The 20251-nt window shown below is 43.4% G+C and carries 15 protein-coding genes; 2 read left to right on the top strand and 13 right to left on the bottom strand.

The features are described from left to right. Positions 1-55: 55 nt before the first annotated feature. The 12 genes from NSQ11_RS03775 to NSQ11_RS03720 form a co-directional block, all read right to left on the bottom strand. Positions 56-1696 (bottom strand): M14 family metallocarboxypeptidase, encoded by a 1641-nt coding sequence (locus tag NSQ11_RS03775; RefSeq protein WP_342501272.1) that lies wholly within the window; start codon positions 1694-1696, stop codon positions 56-58. Between the two features lie 181 nt (positions 1697-1877). Next, positions 1878-3176 (bottom strand): citrate:proton symporter, encoded by a 1299-nt coding sequence (locus NSQ11_RS03770; protein ID WP_008341779.1) that lies wholly within the window; start codon positions 3174-3176, stop codon positions 1878-1880. Between the two features lie 191 nt (positions 3177-3367). Further along, positions 3368-4345, bottom strand: a complete 978-nt coding sequence (locus NSQ11_RS03765; protein WP_046342937.1) for a tripartite tricarboxylate transporter substrate-binding protein — start codon at positions 4343-4345, stop codon at positions 3368-3370. A gap of 2 nt (positions 4346-4347) precedes the next feature. Further along, positions 4348-5046: a response regulator gene (locus NSQ11_RS03760; protein WP_025206910.1), complete on the bottom strand. Its 699-nt coding sequence runs from the start codon at positions 5044-5046 to the stop codon at positions 4348-4350. Positions 5047-5049: 3 nt separating this feature from the next. Beyond that, positions 5050-6645 (bottom strand): sensor histidine kinase, encoded by a 1596-nt coding sequence (locus NSQ11_RS03755; protein WP_008341782.1) that lies wholly within the window; start codon positions 6643-6645, stop codon positions 5050-5052. 141 nt (positions 6646-6786) lie between these two features. Further along, positions 6787-9795 carry an exosporium glycoprotein BclB-related protein gene (locus tag NSQ11_RS03750; RefSeq protein ID WP_342501271.1) on the bottom strand — a complete coding sequence of 1003 codons (3009 nt, stop codon included), beginning with the start codon at positions 9793-9795 and terminating at the stop codon, positions 6787-6789. Between the two features lie 116 nt (positions 9796-9911). After that, on the bottom strand, positions 9912-10994 hold the full coding sequence (gene ribD, locus NSQ11_RS03745; protein ID WP_076822827.1) for a bifunctional diaminohydroxyphosphoribosylaminopyrimidine deaminase/5-amino-6-(5-phosphoribosylamino)uracil reductase RibD: 1083 nt from the start codon (positions 10992-10994) through the stop codon (positions 9912-9914). A gap of 281 nt (positions 10995-11275) precedes the next feature. Continuing rightward, positions 11276-13033: a WD40 repeat domain-containing protein gene (locus tag NSQ11_RS03740; RefSeq protein WP_046527041.1), complete on the bottom strand. Its 1758-nt coding sequence runs from the start codon at positions 13031-13033 to the stop codon at positions 11276-11278. A gap of 4 nt (positions 13034-13037) precedes the next feature. Further along, a complete protein-coding gene (locus NSQ11_RS03735) occupies positions 13038-13841 on the bottom strand; it encodes an SUMF1/EgtB/PvdO family nonheme iron enzyme (RefSeq protein WP_342501270.1) in 804 nt (267 codons plus the stop codon). A gap of 32 nt (positions 13842-13873) precedes the next feature. Then, positions 13874-14599 carry a GTP cyclohydrolase II gene (locus tag NSQ11_RS03730; protein WP_017360404.1) on the bottom strand — a complete coding sequence of 242 codons (726 nt, stop codon included), beginning with the start codon at positions 14597-14599 and terminating at the stop codon, positions 13874-13876. 517 nt (positions 14600-15116) lie between these two features. After that, complete coding sequence (locus NSQ11_RS03725; protein WP_019743853.1) at positions 15117-15773, bottom strand: methyltransferase domain-containing protein; 657 nt, start codon at positions 15771-15773, stop codon at positions 15117-15119. Between the two features lie 1140 nt (positions 15774-16913). Beyond that, positions 16914-17261 (bottom strand): general stress protein, encoded by a 348-nt coding sequence (locus tag NSQ11_RS03720; RefSeq protein WP_007496775.1) that lies wholly within the window; start codon positions 17259-17261, stop codon positions 16914-16916. A gap of 222 nt (positions 17262-17483) precedes the next feature. On the opposite strand from NSQ11_RS03720, the gene NSQ11_RS03715 reads away from it, so the two are divergent. Together NSQ11_RS03715 and NSQ11_RS03710 are read left to right on the top strand one after the other, a co-directional pair. Next, the gene (locus NSQ11_RS03715; protein WP_017366799.1) at positions 17484-17861 is read left to right on the top strand and encodes a YfmB family protein; all 378 of its coding nucleotides are present in this window, start codon (positions 17484-17486) and stop codon (positions 17859-17861) included. Positions 17862-17982: 121 nt separating this feature from the next. Next, positions 17983-18987, top strand: coding sequence for an NADP-dependent oxidoreductase (locus NSQ11_RS03710; RefSeq protein ID WP_008343189.1), 1005 nt, complete (start codon positions 17983-17985; stop codon positions 18985-18987). A gap of 37 nt (positions 18988-19024) precedes the next feature. Here NSQ11_RS03710 and NSQ11_RS03705 read toward each other — a convergent pair whose 3' ends face one another. Beyond that, positions 19025-20167, bottom strand: coding sequence for a DEAD/DEAH box helicase (locus tag NSQ11_RS03705; RefSeq protein WP_008343190.1), 1143 nt, complete (start codon positions 20165-20167; stop codon positions 19025-19027). Positions 20168-20251: the final 84 nt, after the last annotated feature.

Genomic DNA, 20251 nt, shown 5'->3' with positions numbered 1-20251 from the left:
GCACGCACTGTGCCGCTTCTAGGGTGGTTGACAAAGGGCTAAAATGAACTTGATTTTAGTCCTTTTTATTTATACCTAACGTCTTTTGAGATAACAAGAATCGGTAAACTGGTAGTTCATCGCCTACTTTTGATGCAATAAAACCCGATGACATATAACTGTCTTTTGATTCTGGTTCAAGGGCAAGTGACAACAAATTGGTCTCTGGCTGTGCCGTCACATATACCTTGGTTCCTTTTGGCAGCTGACGTTTCTTTTCAACGAGTCTCGTTTCAAGCTGAATATCTGTTTTGCTTGTTTCCACTCGTTTTGTCACCTCATAGGCTTGTACTGGCACTTTCATGCCAACAGGCAGTGTCACACTTTTTAATCCTAAAGTTCTGAGCTTTCTATCTACTCCTTCATGTCCTGGGAGAATGAGATAAGCTGTCGGCCGTTCTCTTGTCAATACAGGAACCGCATCACTTGCACTATGAAAACGCACTGGGACATTGGTGGTTTGTCCTTTCTCAATATCCACCATTTCAAGTGAATCGTTCACAGGCGCCTTGAAAGCATCTTGAATGACTACTTGATCATCATCGTTTGGTTGAAGACCTTTTTTCACAAGTTTCAGCCGCTCCGTCACCATTTGCTGCTTCACCTGCTTAGCATGCTTCACTGTTGTCTCAATGATTTTTTCATGAGTGGTGACTTGTGCTGCCACGCGCCGGGTAAAGTCCTCTCTGCCAATTCCAATCCCTCTGCTTTCTACGAGAAAGGATAAAGCTGGTGAAAGCGCTAGGGCATTTCGGCCAATTCGTGCATCAGTTCCGCCTTCATAAAGATCGATTTTTCCGTCCTTCCCTCTTGTGTTTGTATAATATAAATCGTTGGAAAATCCTTTATTCGTCAATGCTTCACGCACTCCGTTGACGTACAATTCATTTGACGTGAAACGAATGCTTTCAGGAATGTTCAAATTCTTACCGGATAATATCAGCAAATCGTGATACTTGAGAGCACCTGATGCACCGATGTCTTCAAACTGCTTTTGACCGACATCATATTCATGGGCATCGATGACGACCTCGGGCGCAAAGCGATTAAATTCTTGATGAAGGGCTGTCAGCTCTGGAGATTCTAGTGTCATGTGGTCACGGTTGCCATCCATTCCGTTTGCAAGCCTGCGGTCAAATGCATAAGAACCATCTGGATTGATTCTTGGAACAATGATGACGTTGACATGGCTCAGTATACGCTCTCCTTCATCACCTGCTAGTCGTTTGGCGATGACAAGGGCAGATTCACCGGAGGCTGGTTCATTTCCGTGTATTTGTGCTTGAAGCCAGATCGTTGGCTTTTTTGACAGTGGAGAGATGTGACGATCCTTTGTAAAATAGAGGGCTGGAATGGACCTTCCTTCAATGGATGTTCCAATCTGTTTCTGCGTGGCGTAAGGACTTTTACTGACAATGTCACGTAAAAAATCTTGAAGCTCTTCTTGTGTGGTAAATGCTTCTCCTTTTTTCTGAAAGGCAGGGGTATCAAACGTTTCGTCAGGCTCAGGATACAGTTTTTGAACCGAGGCTGGCTGCTCATAGCTTTTTCCATAATAAGGGGTCTCTGCATTCGCTGAAGCTGGTGTCACCATCGACAAACTTCCTGCCATGAGGCATACAGCAGCAAAAAGAATGGTACTTTTCTGTTTGGACATGCTATCCTCTCCCTTCGTTGATTTGCATTATAAAGAAAAAAACAGCAAAAGTGTCAGCATTTTTCAAAAATATATCTTTTGGAGGAATCATGCATGTCTTTATATAGGGCAAATGAATGGATGTTGCCCTGCAATAGGACCTAAAAAAGAGTGCCTGCATGAGCAGCAGACACTCTTCTCATTACCAGATCGAAATGGCCCCAATGAGAACCGCCATCACTGTCATGGCGACGACTGCAAGAACCGCCCATTTCATGCCAAATTTCTGATGCTGATCTAGTGATACCCCAACGAGTCCAACAAGTAAATGAGTTGATGGAACAAGTGGGCTTAACATATGAATCGGCTGACCAATGATAGATGCTCTCGCAATCTCAATTTTATCGACACCGTATGCTGCCGCTGTTTCTGATAGGATCGGCAGTACCCCATAAAAGTATGCATCATTCGGCATAAAGAAAGTGAAGATCCCGCTTGTTAGCGCGACAATGACTGGAATAAACCCGCCAAGCTGCTCTGGAATAGCCGAAACAATCGAAATCGCCATTTCATCAACCATTTTCGTCCCAGTTAAGATGCCTGTAAAAACACCTGCCGCAAAAATCATCGAAGCAATCGCCAAAACATTTGTTGAATGAGCCGCAATCCGCTCACGCTGCTGCTCTAAATTCGGATAGTTCACGATAATTGCCACACAGAAAGCCAGAACAAATAGAACCGTTAAGCTGACTTTTCCTGAGACAAGAAGGAGCACCAATAACAACGTAAGCGTTAGGTTAAACCACCAAAGTTTCGGTCGCTTAATATCATCTTGCAGTGCCGCTGCCATTTCATTTGCATGAATCGGCTGTTCGAGCTCAATAACACCAAGACGTTTTCTTTCAGACTTCCCAAGAAAGTATGCCACCACAATCATGCTCAAAACCCCTGCACCAATGACTGGAATCATCGGGCCAAATAAAAGTGATGGATCAACGCCAAGTGCACTTGCCGCTCTAGGTGTTGCCCCTCCCCATGGAATCGTATTCATAATCCCCATGCCGACTCCAGCGATACCCGCTAAAATAATCGGACGAATGCCAAGCAGTGTAAATAACGGAAGCATGGCTGTTGTTGTAATCATGTACGTTGTGGTTCCATCACCGTCAAGTGCGACAAGCATCGTCAGGACGGCTGTTCCGACAACAATTTTTAATGGATCGCCTTTGACGATCTTTAAAATTTTCGCCACCATTGGATCGAATAAACCTGCATCAATCATAATCCCGAAGTACAAAATGGCAAACATGATCATGACCGCCGTTGGTGCAACTTGCTGTACACCTTTGACAATCATGTCTGAAATTTCTGTAAAATGAAAACCTGCAATAAGAGCAAATGCAATCGGTGTTAATACCAATGCCGTTAAAACAGACATACGTTTCGTCATAATTAAAACCATAAATACAATCATCATAAGAAATCCTAAGATCGCTAACATTTCGTTCACCCCTTATGTTGTATACGCTTTCATTAAATGTTGGTATCCCATTTCCAACCCTTTCTGTCATGATATCTGACGCCTTAATTGAAGTAAATATTATGAATTTTAATTCTTTTTTGGTCGATAAATGCTTTTTGTTCATTTTGTGCAATTGTTGTTGTTTGTTGGTTCCATGAAAAAAAGCGGTCTCATTTGACCGCTTTTTCTCCTTGTATAAATTGCTCATAACGCCTTAATTGATCTTCCATATAGACCTTTGCTTCTTTACTATTCATATAACGGCCTGTCCAGCCTTTTTGTTTTAACTGCTTTTTCCATGACTTCGTTTGCGTCATTTTTTGAAGAAGCTGATCCCATGCTCGAATGTCGTGCTGATTCATTTGCTTTGGTCCCATCACACCACGCCAATGAGAGAAGATGAGCGGAATCCCTTGTTCTTTCCAAGTGGGCACGTCTTTGAATCCTTCTAAACGCTGATTCGTTGTGGTTGCAACGAGCTTCAACCTTTTCTTTTCATAATCATGGCGAACTTCTGTAATGGTTGTAGTCGCCGCATCTACCTCATGGTCAATGAGTGCTTGAAATAAATCATCTGCACTGTCAAATTTTAAAAACTGAATGCGGTACGGATCTATCCCTGCCATTTCGGCAGCCCGTGCGAATGAGATTTGATCATCATTTCCAAAGTCCGGGGCAAACCCAATTTTTAAGGAATCCGGTTTCTTTTTTAGTGCGTGTAATAGCTCTTTTCCATTTGAGAAAGGAGAATCAACTGGCACTGCGACTACCTGCCACTCTTCCGCAAGAATAGCGAGCGGGGTAACATCATTCATGGTCACGTTACTGCTGCCCAGCAAATTACGGCTTAATAATAAGCTTGAATTTAAACTGATATAATTGGCATCTCGCTCCATCATATAGGTCCAGCCTTTATCAACCGTTCCGCCTCTTTGATAAAGAATATGCACAGGCTCTTCCACTAGCTTTTCTTGTTCTAGTACGGTTTTCATCACTTGAGCCGTTTGGTCAAATCCGCCATCAGGTACACCTGATACCACAATATATAATGGGCTGTGCTCCAGGAAAGAATCTTTTGCTGTTTTTTCATTAAAGGTGAGCGTTGTACAAAGACAGACCAAAATGAGTAAGAGTATTCCTTTTTTCATTTTTATGACTCCGTTTGTTTTTTGGCGGGATAATATTTTCGTTCTGGTCTACCAATGATTCCATATGCCAGCTCTGCCCGGCATTCTCCCGTTGTCACAAGATACTCTACGTATCGTCTTGCTGTTGTGCGTGATGCGCCCATTTTTTCTCCGAGTTCTTCCGCTGTAATTCCGTTCATCTCTGCTGCCATGAATGTTTTCACTTTGTCCAAAGTTAATGAATTAATGCCTGTTGGCAAGTCTCGTTCATCCTTTTGCTGCGATTCTTCCTGTATTTGACCAAAAAACAGATCAATCATCGTTTGATTGACTTCCTCTTTTGAATTGATTAACTCTCTCTTCTCTTTATATTCGGTTAAAACCTGCGTGAATTTTTGTGCGGTCACTGGTTTGATTAAATAATGAACGACTCCATAATGCAGTGCGTCTCTTAACAGCATCGTTTCCGTTGCAGCCGTGATAATGATCACATCCACTTCAGGATGGCGCTCTCTTAACAGCGGCAAAAGGTTCGTGCCGAGCTCATCAGGCATGTAGACATCAAGCAAAATGAGATCCACTTGTTCTTTTTGAAGTGCCTCCCACAGATCCTTTGCACTCTTTGCCTTGCCGGCCACTTGAAAGCCTTGTACCTTTTGTATATAAGATTCATGAATCGCAGCGATTCGAAAATCATCTTCCGCAATGAGTACCTTTATCACAACCTATTCCCCCTTTGTGCCTTTCGGTATGTAAACAGTGAAGATGGCACCGCCTTCTTTTTGGTTCGCAACTTCAATCCAGCCCCCAAGTTCATCTAGCACTTCTTTGACATTGGCAAGTCCATAACCTCGCCCTTCTCCCTTTGATGAATGTCCTCTTGTGAAAAGTTGTGAAATGGCTCCTTCATCTACACCATCCCCTGAATCAGATACCTCTATGATAATATCAAATCCAATATCTGTGATGAACAAGCTGACTTCTCTTTTCTCCTTATTCAATACAGCCTCAAACGCATTGTCTACGAGATTGCCAATGATGGTAATAAAGTGAGATAAACTTAAATGGGCTGGGAGCGGCTCCAATGAACTATTTTCATCAATGTGAAAATGAACCTTTTTCTCAGATGCCTTTCCTAACTTCCCAAGTAAAATGGCTTGTATCTTCGGAGAGCGAATTTGCTTCATGAGTAAATCATGCTGGCGATTTTGAAGTGTATACTCTTCTTTAATTAACTCAATGGCTTCATCCACTTGTTTCAACTCAAGCAAGCCTAAAATAGCGTACAGCTTATTCGAAAATTCGTGTGTTTGTGCTCTAAGGTCTTCTGAATATTGACTGACCTCTGTCAATGTATCCAGCAGCTTTGTCAGCTCGGTTTTCTCCCTGAAGCTCACAATTCCTCCAAATACCCGATTGTCCTGCACCACTTTTTTGACATTTAGCACGAAGGTTTTATCATTGACGACTGATTCTATGTTAGGTTCAATCGTCTCTACCTTTAGATAGGAAAGAAGATTGGCATTTGGCAACACTTGATCAATATGAAGAGGCAGCGTTGAAGAGACGCGCAGCATCTGTTCAGCTGACGTATTCATCATCGTAATGGCACCTTTACGGTCAAATGCAATGATTCCCTCTTTAATCGCATGCAGCATCGCTTCTCTTTCTCGATATAATGAAGCAATTTCATGCGGTTCAAGCCCTAATATATCTTTTCGAATACTCCTTGTTAAAAAAATCGCTCCAAAAACCCCAGGCAAGAGCACAAGAAGGGCAATATAACTTAATTTGAATAGTTGATGAGCTGTCGCTTGGTCGATATCTCTTTTTAAAAATTCGACACTGACTGTCCCAATAATCTCTTCATAACTGCCAGTTTCTTTCATGATCGGAGCACTTCCTCTGACAACGGTTTCACCATCAGAATCACCCGTTGATATGGAAGTTCCTCCAAATAGCAGTGTACTTCTTCCTTCCGACACACTGATGGTTTTCCCTACATCCTCATGATTCGTATGAAAAAGAACCTTTCCTTTTTGATTGGTGATAAAAATGGCATGCGCTCTTACTTGCTCTTTCATTTGCTCAAGCACAGCCTGTTCTTCATTTTGCGAATCTCCCGTGGCCACCGATGTTTTAATGGGCGGCATATAAGATATCGTTCTAGCAGTTTGCACCGCCAGCTGTTCAGCTTGGTTCTGCCTTTCTGATGTCTGCAAAAAACCAAAACAAATGGTTAATAAGGCAATAACAACAAGCAAAAGACCAATAATTAACCCCAAAATTTTTGTTTGTAAAGTGACTTTCCTTTTGCCCATCCTCACCGCCACAACCCCTAATTCAGTAGATTCACCCGAATAGACTCTAAGAAAATCATATCATTTTTTCTCATGAAGTTAAGAGAAAATTCACACAGACAAAAAAGGATGACTCAGTATTGAGTCATCCCTGTGTGCCTATTACGTGATGGATAAACCAGCACTTGCATAGCCTGCTACAGTATTCACTAAGGAAAGACCAGTAGCTGTTGCCGAGAATACAACAAGCAATCTTGTTTGCGGTGTGACTGGTACATTTAAACCAGTAGCGATACCGTTTGTAATAGCCCCTATCGTTAAAACACCGGTTAACGCTGGAGCCAATGTAACGCTCGCTACTTGAGTGAAGCTGTTATCTGGTGTTGGTGAAGCAAACAGACTAGCAGTTACAGTAATACTCGTGCCAACTAAAGAAAGGGCTGCAGTCGTGCTAAAATAGCCAGCAAATGACGTAATGGTTCCAGCTCTTGGAACGGAGAATGCCATGTTTAACAATGTTCCTGCTGCTCCGGTTAAATCAATGATTCCTCCTACAATACTGACACCAGTGGCTGAGTTACCGAATCCGACCAAGCTAGATGTTCCAACTAGACCGCCTGCGATTGTGGTTAAAACAGCTGGCGTACCAGATGCAAATGGAATAATCGCACTTGATCCTGTCGCACCTGTGGCGCCTGTTGCACCGGTTGCTCCCGTGGCGCCTGTTCCTGTAGCCCCTGTTGCACCCGTATCTCCTGTTACACCTGTGGCTCCGGTTACTCCGGTCGCTCCCGTGGCTCCGGTAGCGCCAGTTGCTCCGGTTACTCCGGTTGCTCCCGTGGCTCCGGTTACTCCGGTCGCTCCCGTATCTCCTGTTGCACCTGTAGCTCCGGTTACTCCGGTCGCTCCTGTATCTCCCGTGGCGCCTGTCACACCTGCGGCTGCCAATAACGTATAATCTGGAGACGTATCTGGTGTGCCAGTTGGTGGCGCTGTATTTACGATATAAGTTCCACCTTCATATGTCACCACTTGACCTACTGGATAGGTTGGAGCTGTTGCTGGGTCAAATGCCAAAATACCAGCTAACCCTACTCCGGTTACTCCGGTCGCTCCCGTATCTCCCGTTACACCTGTCGCTCCAGTTACTCCGGTCGCTCCCGTATCTCCTGTTGCACCTGTAGCTCCAGTTACTCCGGTCGCTCCCGTATCTCCCGTTACACCTGTCGCTCCGGTTACTCCAGTCGCTCCCGTATCTCCCGTTACACCTGTCGCTCCGGTTACTCCAGTCGCTCCCGTATCTCCCGTTACACCTGTCGCTCCGGTTACTCCAGTCGCTCCCGTATCTCCCGTTACACCTGTCGCTCCGGTTACTCCAGTCGCTCCCGTATCTCCCGTTACACCTGTCGCTCCGGTTACTCCAGTCGCTCCCGTATCTCCCGTTACACCTGTGGCTCCGGTTACTCCAGTCGCTCCCGTATCTCCCGTTACACCTGTGGCTCCGGTTACTCCAGTCGCTCCCGTATCTCCCGTTGCACCCGTTGCTCCAGTTACTCCGGTCGCTCCTGTATCTCCCGTGGCGCCTGTCACACCTGCGGCTGCCAATAACGTATAATCTGGAGACGTATCTGGTGTGCCAGTTGGTGGCGCTGTATTTACGATATAAGTTCCACCTTCATATGTCACCACTTGACCTACTGGATAGGTTGGAGCTGTTGCTGGGTCAAATGCCAAAATACCAGCTAACCCTACTCCGGTTGCCCCGGTATCTCCCGTTGCTCCGGTTACTCCGGTCGCTCCTGTATCTCCCGTAGCGCCCGTGGCTCCGGTTACTCCAGTCGCTCCCGTATCTCCCGTTACACCTGTGGCTCCGGTTACTCCAGTCGCTCCCGTATCTCCCGTTACTCCTGTGGCTCCGGTTACTCCGGTCGCTCCCGTATCTCCCGTTGCACCGGTCGCTCCGATTGCTCCTGTCGCTCCTGTATCTCCCGTTGCACCCGTGGCTCCTGTTCCTGTTGCCCCTGTGGCACCCGTATCTCCTGTGGCTCCGGTCGCTCCAGTAGCACCTGTATCTCCAGTAGCGCCGGTCGCTCCTGTTCCTGTTGCCCCTGTGGCACCCGTATCTCCTGTGGCTCCGGTCGCTCCGGTTGCGCCTGTATCTCCAGTAGCACCGGTCGCTCCTGTTCCTGTTGCTCCCGTGGCACCCGTATCTCCTGTGGCTCCGGTCGCTCCAGTAGCACCTGTATCTCCAGTAGCGCCGGTCGCTCCTGTTCCTGTTGCCCCTGTGGCACCCGTATCTCCTGTGGCTCCGGTCGCTCCGGTTGCGCCTGTATCTCCAGTAGCGCCAGTCGCTCCTGTTCCTGTTGCTCCTGTGGCACCCGTATCTCCTGTGGCTCCGGTCGCTCCTGTTGCGCCTGTATCTCCTGTTGCTCCTGTTCCTGTTGCTCCGGTTGCACCCGTATCTCCTGTCGCACCCGCAGCGGCTAGAAGCGTATAATCTGGTGATGTATCCGGTGTACCCGTTGGTGATGCTGTGTTTGCAAGATACGTTCCACCTTCATATGTCACTACTTGACCCAATGGATATCCTGGTGCCGCTGCCGCATCAAAAGGAACGACTCCAGTTAGACCTACACCAGTGGCTCCTGTTGCACCCGTCGGACCTGGATCTCCGGTGACACCTGTTGGTCCTGTACCTGTTGCGCCCGCAGCTGCTAAAAGCGTATAATCCGGCGATGTATCAGGCGTACCTGTTGGTGGTGCTGAATTTACCACATACGTACTGCCATCATATGTCACCACTTGACCTACTGGATACGCCGGGGCTACCGCTGGATCAAATGCTACAATCCCTGTTAACCCAACGCCTGTTGGGCCTTGTGGACCTGCCGGGCCGGCTGGACCCGCTGGGCCTACTGGACCCACTGGACCCGCCGGACCTGCTGGGCCTCTCCTTCCTCTTCCCCCTGGCGGTCCTTGAATGACACACACACAAGGATCTTTTCCACAGCATGGATTTTTTACTGGTTTCCTTGGTTTGTCTGATTTACCTTTCTTACAACTATCACATTCCCAGCCATCATCCTTATACGCATCATACCAGCTTCCTTTTTGGTAGTGGTCTGTCGAATGAGTTGGGTATATCTTTCCGCATTGTCTACATTTTCTCATAGAATCACCCCCATCCATCGTATTCATCATGATCGATAAAGGTGTATGTACAATTTTATTTTTATCAAAAAATTTGAAAGGTCTTGCACTCTGCGTGCAAGGACCTCTCTCCATCGTTAAAATGTCATCGTCATTTTTAAATCTTTTCCTACCATACTATATTCAATATCCGCTGGACGGATCGCCTTTTTTAGTTTTTTCACACCTTCTCCTTCAAAAAAAGTAGGTGCATCTTTCCCTCCGATTAATAAAGGTGCCATATAGATAACAGCTTCGTTCACAAGTGATGCTTTTAAAAATGACGCACTCACACTGCCCCCTGCCTCTACAAGCACTGACATCACAGAGCGCTTCTTCAACAGGTGTAACACATCCTGAAGATCTGTCCGGTGTTCTCCGCTTGTGACAAATACTTGATGACCTTTTTGTATCAACTGTTGATACTTTTGATGATCATAATCTTGTGATGTACAAATTATGGTTTCTGCCCTATGATCTGTTAAGCATTTGGCATGAAGCGGTATCCTTAATGTTGAATCTAAAATGACACGAATGGGCTGATGGTTGAATGAATCCTTTACAATTAAGCCGGCATCATCTTGAATAATCGTTTCCACTCCTGTCAGCACCGCATCTACTTCTTGACGTAAGCGCTGCACTTCTGTTCTCGCTTCTATTCCAGTGATCCATTTGCTTTCTTGATCAGCCGTGGCAATTTTCCCATCTATCGAAATAGCTGATTTTAAGATGACATAAGGAAGGTTTGTTTGCATCAAATGAAAAAAAGGAGCATTTAAACGATCTGCTTCGTGTTTACATATACCTTGCTCCACTTCAATTCCAGCCTTTTTCAAAAAGGCAATTCCTTTACCTGCAACAACCGGATTCGGATCTTGGGTGGCAATCAACACTTTCTTCACACCACTTTTGATGATCGCTTCGGTGCAAGGGCCTGTTTTTCCGTGATGTGTACAAGGTTCGAGTGTCACATACATGTCAGCTCCCTTCGCCTTTTCTCCTGCCATTTGCAGCGCATGAATTTCAGCATGAGGCTCGCCCGCCTTCATGTGCGCACCAATCCCAACAATCTCACCGCTCTGAACAATCACTGCACCAACAAGCGGATTGGGTGAGGTTTGTCCTTTCATCGCCTTCGCGTTGGCAATCGCCAGCTTCATATAAAAAACATCGTCTTTCATCTCGGGCTCCTTTCTTCTCTCAAGGGAAAGAACTCCTTCAGAAAATGAAGGAGTTCTATTCTCATGTGCTATACTTTCTCAAGCCGTTTCTTTTCAGATCGATCATAGTAAGGCAAGGAATAAAACAGTTTATATGATGCTCGTTGTTTACAAAAACAGCATTTGCGACATTCATATTTATTAATGAGGAGCACATGCGGACAATTGAGTACAGTCAGACCTTTTTTCATATGTTCCTTGCAAACACTTATCATGAGAATCCCCCGCTTACATTCTTTTTCTTAATGAGAGATTACTTCTTTCGGAAATTGTTCAAATAAGCGCAGTACTTCCGTATGTGTGCCATCTTCTCGAATATGATAAATACCACCGTCATATGAGCTTGCATACACATCATTTCCTAGTTGTCTAATGGCACTAATACCATTCTTAGCAATTCGAATCGGACCTGTATTGACATCTAGCTCTGGATTCCATACCACAATATATCCCCAATAGTCTCCGCTCACAATATAGCCAGAGTCTGTCACAGTGATGGATTTAATGGAATATTGATGCTCGTTGTGCTGATTTAAAATTCTGCCTGTATGCAAATCAAACAATCGGACGTTTTTATCACGGCTGACAATGGCAATACGATCTCTTTTGCTATCAATAAATACATCATTTAACAGCTCTGTCGCCCCGATATATTCTGCTGTTAAGGACAAACTCTTTTTATCGAGAAGACAGATGGTTCCTTCAACTGCCGCTGTGATGATATGATCTCCTTCTACCTTTAATGCTTTGACCGCGCAATCATGTGCTTTAGAACGGCCGATTTCCTTTAAGTGTTCTGTCGAAATGACATGCACATAACCGCCATAAGTGCCGATATAAAATTGACGATCCTCCTCATGGAAATACACACTATTGACAGGACCTGTGTTGAGATCAAAAGAGACCATTTGCTGCAATGACTCGTGTACAATATGCACCTGACTCGCATGATCGCCCCATGCATAATAGCTTCCATCCCGTGCAACAGCCACTCCATTTGTGAGAACACCTGTTGACTTTGCGATTTCGATTCCATTCTTTCTGAATTTTCCGTCATCTGATGCAGTGATAATATCACCCGCTTCAGTCAACGCAATATCATTAATAGAAGGTGTCGCCAATTCCTGCTCATCAGAGATCACTTTTCCTTCTTGAATTGACCATTCACAATACGTTTTCCCAAAGCTGGCTCCTAAAATGGCTTGCTCGTCTTCTGTCCAAACAAGCGAGCGCTCCCATTGATATTTATGAGGCAGCAACGTATCAATTAATTCACCGGTTTCATAATTCCACAGCTTAATTAAATGGTCATAACCCGCTGTAAGCAAGTAGTTACCGCTCGGCGAAAAATTCACACGCTTCACACCTTGTAAATGAGCTTTAATGATTTTTTTCTCCTGTAATGTAGCGGCATCATAAATGATAACTGTGCCATCATCTCTGCCAAGGGCGAATACTTCTTTTTGATTGCTGCCGCTGATGGTATCCAGCTCATAATCAAACGGGCCAATTTCACCTACAATTTCTCCTGTTTCATAGAGCCATACTAGGACATAGCCATCGTCACCAGTTGTATAAGCTTTATCCTCATGAATCCATACAGCTAATACATCCTTGCTATGTCCATGAAATTCTCTTAAAATGGCTCCCGTTTCAATATCCCAAACTAAGCATCTTCTGTCTCTGGACACCGATACAAGAAGCGTATCCTGCTTTGCAAATGCGACAGCTTCCACGTCATCCGCATGACCATATAGCGTACGAATTCTTGTATGTGTGCCAGTATCATATAATTGAATGGTATAGTCTGACGATGCACTCGCTAAATACGTTCCATTTTCCGAAAGGGATAAAGAGTTGATGATATGCTCGTGACTGCCAATGAATGTTCCTTCTCCCGTGGCACGGTCCCATTTATAAATACAGCGATCATAGCCACCTGTGTAGACAATTTGGTCATGCTGAGTTGATAAAACGGATGTAATCGGTCCTCTATGCATGGTTTTACACTCCCACCTTTATATGTTGTTTTTGACGAGTAACTACACGAAAACCAGTAAATCGAAAAACAGGGTCTGGGTGTTTCCCGTGTCTTCTTGCGACTCTGCATAAATCTCCGCCTCTTGCGAAGGAGCCGCCTTTTAAAATGTAGTAATTACTGCCTAGTGTCTCGGTTAAATCATCTACAACCTCAATTCCACCTTCATATATGTGATACTTGGTGTTGACCCATTCTTCGACATTGCCACCCATATCATATAGTCCAAATAGAGATCTTCCTTTTTCGTAATGACGGACAGGTGTCGTTTTTTCAATATTTGATTCGTGCGTATTACAATAAGAGGGGTCAAACTCATCTCCCCAAGGATATTGATGTCTCGTATTGCCCCGGGCAGCATATTCCCATTCTTCCTCAGTAGGGATCGATACCTCATATCCAAGCTTCCCGCTCAGCCACTGACAAAATGAGAAAGCTTCCTCGATGTCCATGCCCCAAGCTGGATGGTCTTTTCCCCCGCCAAGTTCTAGGTTCGTCAAGCTCTCTGGATAAGGCTTTCCTGTCTCGTCGCAATAGCTTTGATACCATTCATTGGTGACGATCGTATCTGAGATGAAAAATTCACTCATATACGGCTGATAAGATGGAAATTCTTTGTACAGCCATTTTTGAAATTTTTTCTCACGGCCATAGGCTGGATTCAGAAGTTTGTCCTTCCAAAATTCTGATGCCTTTTTCATATCTTCTTCATTACTTCCAATCGTCGCATAGCCACTTGGGATTTGAATCCAATTGATATCAGGTTTCACGCTTTTCTCCCGCCTTCTTTAAATAAACTCATCTACTGATTAATTAATTTCTTCTCATCGACCATATGCCCTGATGCTGCTTTTGCCTTTAAATATGCTTCATTATAGAGAGAGGCTTCTACCGTATGATCAAACCGTAAAACCGGAAGACCGTAAGCAGCAATGGAATCGACTTTATCTGGATTATTGGTTAAGAGATGCAATGGTTTCCCTTTGTTTAAATAGTGCAAAACAGCCGCTGCTTCCTCGTAATGCCGATCATCATCTCCGCAGCCGATCAACCTGTTCGCCTCAAATGTATCCAGTTTCATTTCCTGTAATTTATACGTGAAGGCTTTGGCCATCAGCCCAATAGAGCGCCCTTCTTGATTGGCCATATACACAAGCATGCCTTTTCCGTAATCGGTGATTTTTTTTAGCGATGATGCAAGCTGTGGACCGCAATCACATTTCAGTGACCCAAACACATCCCCTGTTTGGCAGACACTATGAATTCGCACAAGCGGCGGCACTTCATTTTCAAAGTCGCCAAAAAGGAGACAAGAGGAAAATGTTTGCTGCTCGGTACTCATTTGTACAATAGACTCAACCGTTGGCGTTGTATCAGCTTCTACAGACGCAAAGGCATACCATGTAAACTGCACTTCTTCATGTTCAATAGAGATCGGCAGGTTCACTGGCCCCACGAGCAAATAGTGTTTTTCTTGAAATGTAAAATGATGAATCATTGATTGTAGTTCAGCTACAAACTTGTTCATTTGTCTCCCCCTATTCATCACTGCACCCCATTGAACTCTCTCAGCGCAGTGATGGCGTGATGAATATGTGTATGCACTCCCTTTGCTTCCTGAGCACCGGTTCCAGCTAGAATCATGGCTCAGGAGAAATTTCCTGTCATACTGGCTGAATAGATGTGCGATGCCAATCATCCATCAGTACCTTTTATAAAAGACTCTTTTAGACTGTCACTTGTCCAGTACAAAGGAGCAGAAATCGAGCTTCATACGCTGTATTCTCTGTAAGAGAGCAACACCATTTGATGATTCTTGAATGGAAACTGACATGCTCTTTCTCTAAGAGAATATCTCTGCTAGCTTCGAGCTGCTTTCTCCTTTACTAGAAGCTCTGGTCCTTCAAATGCACGTCATCCGGTAGTGCCCTTTGATTGGATGAATAGTCCGTACTTCAATTCAGCTACATTGATTGAAGCATGACACCCGCCTAGGTATGCACCAAGAACCATCACATCAAACATCGCGTTTATCCTCCTTTGCACTAGATTTTGACAGCAATGACATGATGCTGGCTGATCCCAGCCTTCGCTTGTAATGGTGTAATCGAAACGAGCTCAAGTCCTGATGTACAAATCTTTTCTCCAAGCTGAGTATCTGAGAATGAAAAATGGAAGCGTCCATCTTCTCCGATTAAGCCTGTTTTCCACTCTTCTCCCCATACAACAAGGGAAAAGACACCACCTTCATGAAGCAGCGAGGAAATCTGCTTTAAGTATCGTTCATGGTCATCAGGGTGCTGATGGTGAAAGCAGCCATGATCTAAAATCAAATCAAACGTCAGCTCGCGCCCTTGATCAATTGACCAGGACATAAAATCTTGATGATAAAAATGGACAGGAACCTCTTTTCTCTTCTTTAATCCTTGCCATTCCTCATGCTCATAAAGGTCAATGCCGGTATATGCCGACAGTCCTTGTAAATGTTCAAGAGCCCGTCCATTCCCGCAGCCGATATCCAGCACAGAAGCAAGTGCATCCTTTTCCCTGGAACGCCATGCCTTGAGAGACATCACAGCAGCGTCTGTTAATGATGGATCAGTGGACCACATATCTGTTCTTTGCTCATAGTGTTCTTGAAAAGCCATGCGCATTTTCTCTAAATACAACCCGCTGTCTTCATGATACAAAGCCTTTTTCATCACGTGACCTCCTTCAATTCACAATCACCTTTCCTAACAAAGGTGGTTTTCAAGCAAAAAGCCTTATGATAAAATGAAAGATGGATTTTTTAGGAAATCTGTTTTCTGAAAAAGGAGAGAAGCATCCCACATGTCACTCTTCTTTTTCAGCACTCATCTTCACATACAACCCCAGCCATTCAACTGTTACAGCGCCTTAGTTTGTTATACATTTTCTTCATATGGGTTCACCTCCTTAACAGCGTTTAGAAAGCGTTTTCTTTATGATGATCCTCTGAATACACTGAATCATATCATTGAGAAATAGGCATAGTAGAAAAACGAATCTACCATTCTAAGCTATCTATCATCCATTTCTTTTTGTCTAATAGATATTTCTTCAGTATCGCTCTGCCTCAGAAGCGCTCTCCCTTAGGTCTTAATGCATCATCATTTACAGAATAGATCCTGAAATCCACCTATCAAAAATTTAACAACTACTTCCATAATGACTTGATTAAGCCAAATATATTGTTTTTAGATTATTTTGTCAACAAATTATTTCCTAAACATTAGAATGATTTTCTAATTGAAAATACAGGTATATTTCGTGGTTTTTTGACCTTAAAACACTTATTTCTACACAAAAATATAACTTAAACCAATAGAACTAAGAAATTTATCTACTAAATTACACAAGATTTTTATTTCATTTTGAGATAAAAATAAAGATATCATAATTATTTCCCGAATGGTTTTTTGTGATATTTTCACTACTTTTTTCATTTTTTTGATGGTATCCTTTGATATTTCTATATTTTCAATTAGACATTTTACTGTTTATCCTAATTTTTTAACCTTCCTTAATATAGTGAAAAAGACATATGGTAGATTTTAATTATCGCTGCATGAAAAAAAGCCCCTTACAAAAGTAAGAGGCTTTCAGCGTGTAGACAAACCCTCGCATTCTTTGTCAGTCCTGCGTGCTGGTGCTCACGAATGTCAAATTCGCTCCACGCAAGTAGCTGTCCTTCCTAGACTGCAAAGGTTTTCTATCACGCTGAAAAGAAGACAAAGGACTAAAATCAAGTTCATTTTAGCCCTTTGTCAAAAATCTGAAAAAAGCCTCTTACAAAAGTAAGAGGCTTTTTACGATGGCGTTTATGCCCAATTTTTCACTTTTTCATGGTCAGTCACAAAGAGAAGAACTTTTCCTTCGTCTAAATGTTCTTCAAATGTCTCAGCTTCTTCTTTTGAGAAACCAATTTCGTGAATCTTATTGCGGAGTTCATCTCCCTTTTTGCTAAAGATGTTTCCAACCGCATGCTTGAGTCCAACTTCTTTTGGACCTATCGTATTGGCATCTGCATTGCTTGCAATACGCTCAGTTCGATCATCGTCATGGGACAGAACATAAATGTCCTCTCTTGCAACACCGAGTTGTTTTAATTGCTCCACATCTCTTTGAAGTGTTTCATCATTTGAATACTCTCTTACAACAGGTTTCATTTATTATTCCTCCTTTAACGTCTTACGAATCTTTTACCCGTCACTTTTGTCATTAAACCTTCCTCCAGCACATCCATTTTTACTCTGTGAACTTAATGCGTCTATGGACTTATTTTTGACAAAAAGACTGTAAAAATGACTAAATTTTCTGAAAAAATGTATGCTTTCCTTGTCATTTGTTGTACAATTCTTATACTGGAGGCTAGAAATGGGGTGGAGCTGATGTATTATTTTTCAGCTGAGCAGCAGTTTAATGCATGGGTTGTCAGTGATTTGGTGAAACAGCTTTTTCAAAAATGGAATCCTGAAGAATCAAAAGCAAAGCCGCTTACTTTGTTTGCTGAACAGCACTTTCACATCTGCATCGATTATCTCTTTTCTATTATTATTAACATTGGAGATATCGAGTCAATCGAACAAGATCCACAAGACCTGTTGTCCTCATATTTAAATATCCTTTTTCCTTTTGTGACGCACGATATGATGAAAGCCTCCATGCAAAATGCAAATGAATATTTGTTAAAAGAACGTGATGCGGATGAGTATCAACTGTTTGGTTGTCTCCCGCCGCTCCTTTCTGTCTCTCTTCAAAAAAAGTAGTCCCCTTCTTTTAGATGGTGGCTGCTTTTTTGTATGTGCTTGGAAAAGACCGTATGTTTTGAACGAAAAGAAGCATCATGTTAATGTAAATCTAGGTTGCAAGTGAAAGGGAGGATTTGACATGAGTCAACAAAAACAAATTCAATTAGCAAAACGTCCAAAAGGGTTACCTACTAAAGATGTTTTTCATTTTGAAACAGTTGATATACCAACGCCGCAAGATGGCGAAGTCTTGATTCAAACAAAATATGTGTCTGTAGATCCTTACATGAGAGGACGAATGCAAGATACAAAATCCTATACACCTCCGTTTAAACTCAATGAAGTGATCCAGGGTGGTGTGGTCGGAGAAGTCGTCGAGTCCAAATCTCCTCAATTTGAGAAAGGTGATTTTGTACTTGGATTCCTTGGCTGGCAGGAATATTCTACTGCCAAAGCAGAGTCTCTGACAAAAATTGATCCATCCATTGCGCCGTTATCTTATTACTTAGGGATTTTGGGCATGCCAGGACAAACCGCCTATTTTGGACTTCTTGCGATTGGTCAGCCAAAAGAAGGCGAAACGGTTGTCATTTCTGGAGCCGCAGGTGCCGTTGGTTCTGTTGTCGGACAGATTGCTAAAATCAAAGGTGCCCACGTCGTTGGAATTGCCGGATCTGATGATAAGCTGGCTTATTTAAAAGAACTGGGCTTTGATGAAACCATTAATTATAAAACAACAAATGATTTAGATGACGCCATTGCAAAAGCCTGTCCAAACGGTGTCGATGTGTATTTTGACAATGTGGGCGGCGACATCTCTGATGCTGTGATGAATCATTTGAACCGTTTTGCACGTATTCCAGTCTGCGGCGCCATTTCTTCTTATAACATTAGTGCAAGCGAAGACATTGGCCCTCGTGTGCAAACAAAACTCATTAAAACAAGTGCATTAATGCAGGGCTTCATTGTTGCCAACTACTCTGATCGTTTTGAAGAGGCGGCAAAAGATCTCGCACAATGGGTAAAAGAAGACAAACTGACTTACAAAGAAACCATTATCGAAGGTTTTGACCATATTCCAGATGCATTCCTTGGACTATTCAAAGGGGAAAATGTCGGAAAACAACTTGTCAAAATTTCATAACACAAAAAGGACCCGCCAATTATGGAGGGTCCTTTTCTTATGCCTGCTTGGGCGCAAGGTGCAGCTGGCCTTGCTTATACACAATTTCTTCAAGCGAAAGATTCAGCTTTTTCGCCATTTTTTTCAGCATTGATTGCTCTTGAGGTGTGACAAGACTGATGACTGCGCCTTCTTTTCCTGCGCGTCCGGTTCTACCTGAACGGTGGATGTAACCCTCTTCATTTGGCATATCTGCATGAATCACATATGGCAGATCATCAATATCGATTCCTCTTGCTGCAATATCTGTTGCAAGGAGGAGCGGGAATTCACGCTGTTCAAATGCCTTTAAGATGACAGCACGCTCTGCTTTTTTCGCTTCACTGTGAAGCACACCAAGGTCGACATGGTGATACGCTAATTTTTCTGCATAAATGCTCAAATTCGTAATATCTCGCACAAAGACAAGTGCCTGCATGTCCTCAAGCCGTGATAGCTTTTGCAGTAATTTCACCTTGTCGCGCTGATCACATAACAGGTAATAATGCCCTACCTTCTGCGCTTCTTCTTGGCTTCTGCTAATTCTCAATACCTCTGGTTCAGATGCAATGTCTTTGATCAGCTGAACGGTTTCTTCTTTCAATGTTGCAGAAAAACAAAGGATTTGTCTTTCTTTTAATGTGGATTTAATGATCGCTTGGATCGTTTTCATATGCTCTGGGACAAGAAGTTGATCTGCTTCGTCTAATACAATCGTTTTGACTTCGTGCATTTTCAGTTTCTTGATTTTGATTAACTCTTGTACGCGACCCGGTGTCGCCACCACGATATTCGGGTGTTTTTTTAGCTTTTCCTGCTGCTTCTTGATATTTGCCCCGCCTATTAAGGAAATAGCTTTGATGTCTGAACCTTGTTTGAACTCTTGCACGACATCAAAAATTTGCATCACAAGCTCTCTTGAAGGTGCCAAGATTAAGACTTGCGGGTGTTTGATAGTCACATCAATTTTATTTAAAAGCGGCAGAACATACGCAAGTGTCTTCCCTGTTCCAGTCGGTGATTCTGCGATCACATCGCGTTTTTCCGTAATCCACTCTGCTGTTTGTTCTTGTATCGCTGTTGGCTTCTCAAAGCCAGCCGCTTCAAAGTTCTTTTGAATAAATGGCTTTGCTTCTTTAAAAAATGCCCAATTTTCCGTCATGTTGATCTCCTTTATCCTCATTCAATCTATCCTTAAGTATCTCAAAATCAGCTTTGAAACGCAATTTTTCTTTTGATGCTTTTA

This window comes from Bacillus sp. FSL W7-1582 (assembly GCF_038593325.1).
GTDB lineage: Bacteria > Bacillota > Bacilli > Bacillales > Bacillaceae > Bacillus > Bacillus altitudinis.
Note: the sequence above shows the minus strand (reverse complement) of the source record. Positions and strands in the feature narration are given on the sequence as shown.

Excerpts from the sequence above, each read along its gene's own strand:
- NSQ11_RS03705 (WP_008343190.1), bottom strand. The coding sequence starts at position 20,167 with ATGACGGAAAATTGGGCATTTTTTAAAGAAGCAAAGCCATTTATTCAA.
- NSQ11_RS03770 (WP_008341779.1), bottom strand. The coding sequence starts at position 3,176 with ATGTTAGCGATCTTAGGATTTCTTATGATGATTGTATTTATGGTTTTA.
- NSQ11_RS03740 (WP_046527041.1), bottom strand. The coding sequence starts at position 13,033 with ATGCATAGAGGACCGATTACATCCGTTTTATCAACTCAGCATGACCAA.
- NSQ11_RS03750 (WP_342501271.1), bottom strand. The coding sequence starts at position 9,795 with ATGAGAAAATGTAGACAATGCGGAAAGATATACCCAACTCATTCGACA.
- ribD (WP_076822827.1), bottom strand. The coding sequence starts at position 10,994 with ATGAAAGACGATGTTTTTTATATGAAGCTGGCGATTGCCAACGCGAAG.
- NSQ11_RS03775 (WP_342501272.1), bottom strand. The coding sequence starts at position 1,696 with ATGTCCAAACAGAAAAGTACCATTCTTTTTGCTGCTGTATGCCTCATG.
- NSQ11_RS03715 (WP_017366799.1), top strand. The coding sequence starts at position 17,484 with ATGTATTATTTTTCAGCTGAGCAGCAGTTTAATGCATGGGTTGTCAGT.
- NSQ11_RS03720 (WP_007496775.1), bottom strand. The coding sequence starts at position 17,261 with ATGAAACCTGTTGTAAGAGAGTATTCAAATGATGAAACACTTCAAAGA.
- NSQ11_RS03725 (WP_019743853.1), bottom strand. The coding sequence starts at position 15,773 with ATGAAAAAGGCTTTGTATCATGAAGACAGCGGGTTGTATTTAGAGAAA.
- NSQ11_RS03710 (WP_008343189.1), top strand. The coding sequence starts at position 17,983 with ATGAGTCAACAAAAACAAATTCAATTAGCAAAACGTCCAAAAGGGTTA.
- NSQ11_RS03765 (WP_046342937.1), bottom strand. The coding sequence starts at position 4,345 with ATGAAAAAAGGAATACTCTTACTCATTTTGGTCTGTCTTTGTACAACG.
- NSQ11_RS03730 (WP_017360404.1), bottom strand. The coding sequence starts at position 14,599 with ATGAACAAGTTTGTAGCTGAACTACAATCAATGATTCATCATTTTACA.
- NSQ11_RS03755 (WP_008341782.1), bottom strand. The coding sequence starts at position 6,645 with ATGGGCAAAAGGAAAGTCACTTTACAAACAAAAATTTTGGGGTTAATT.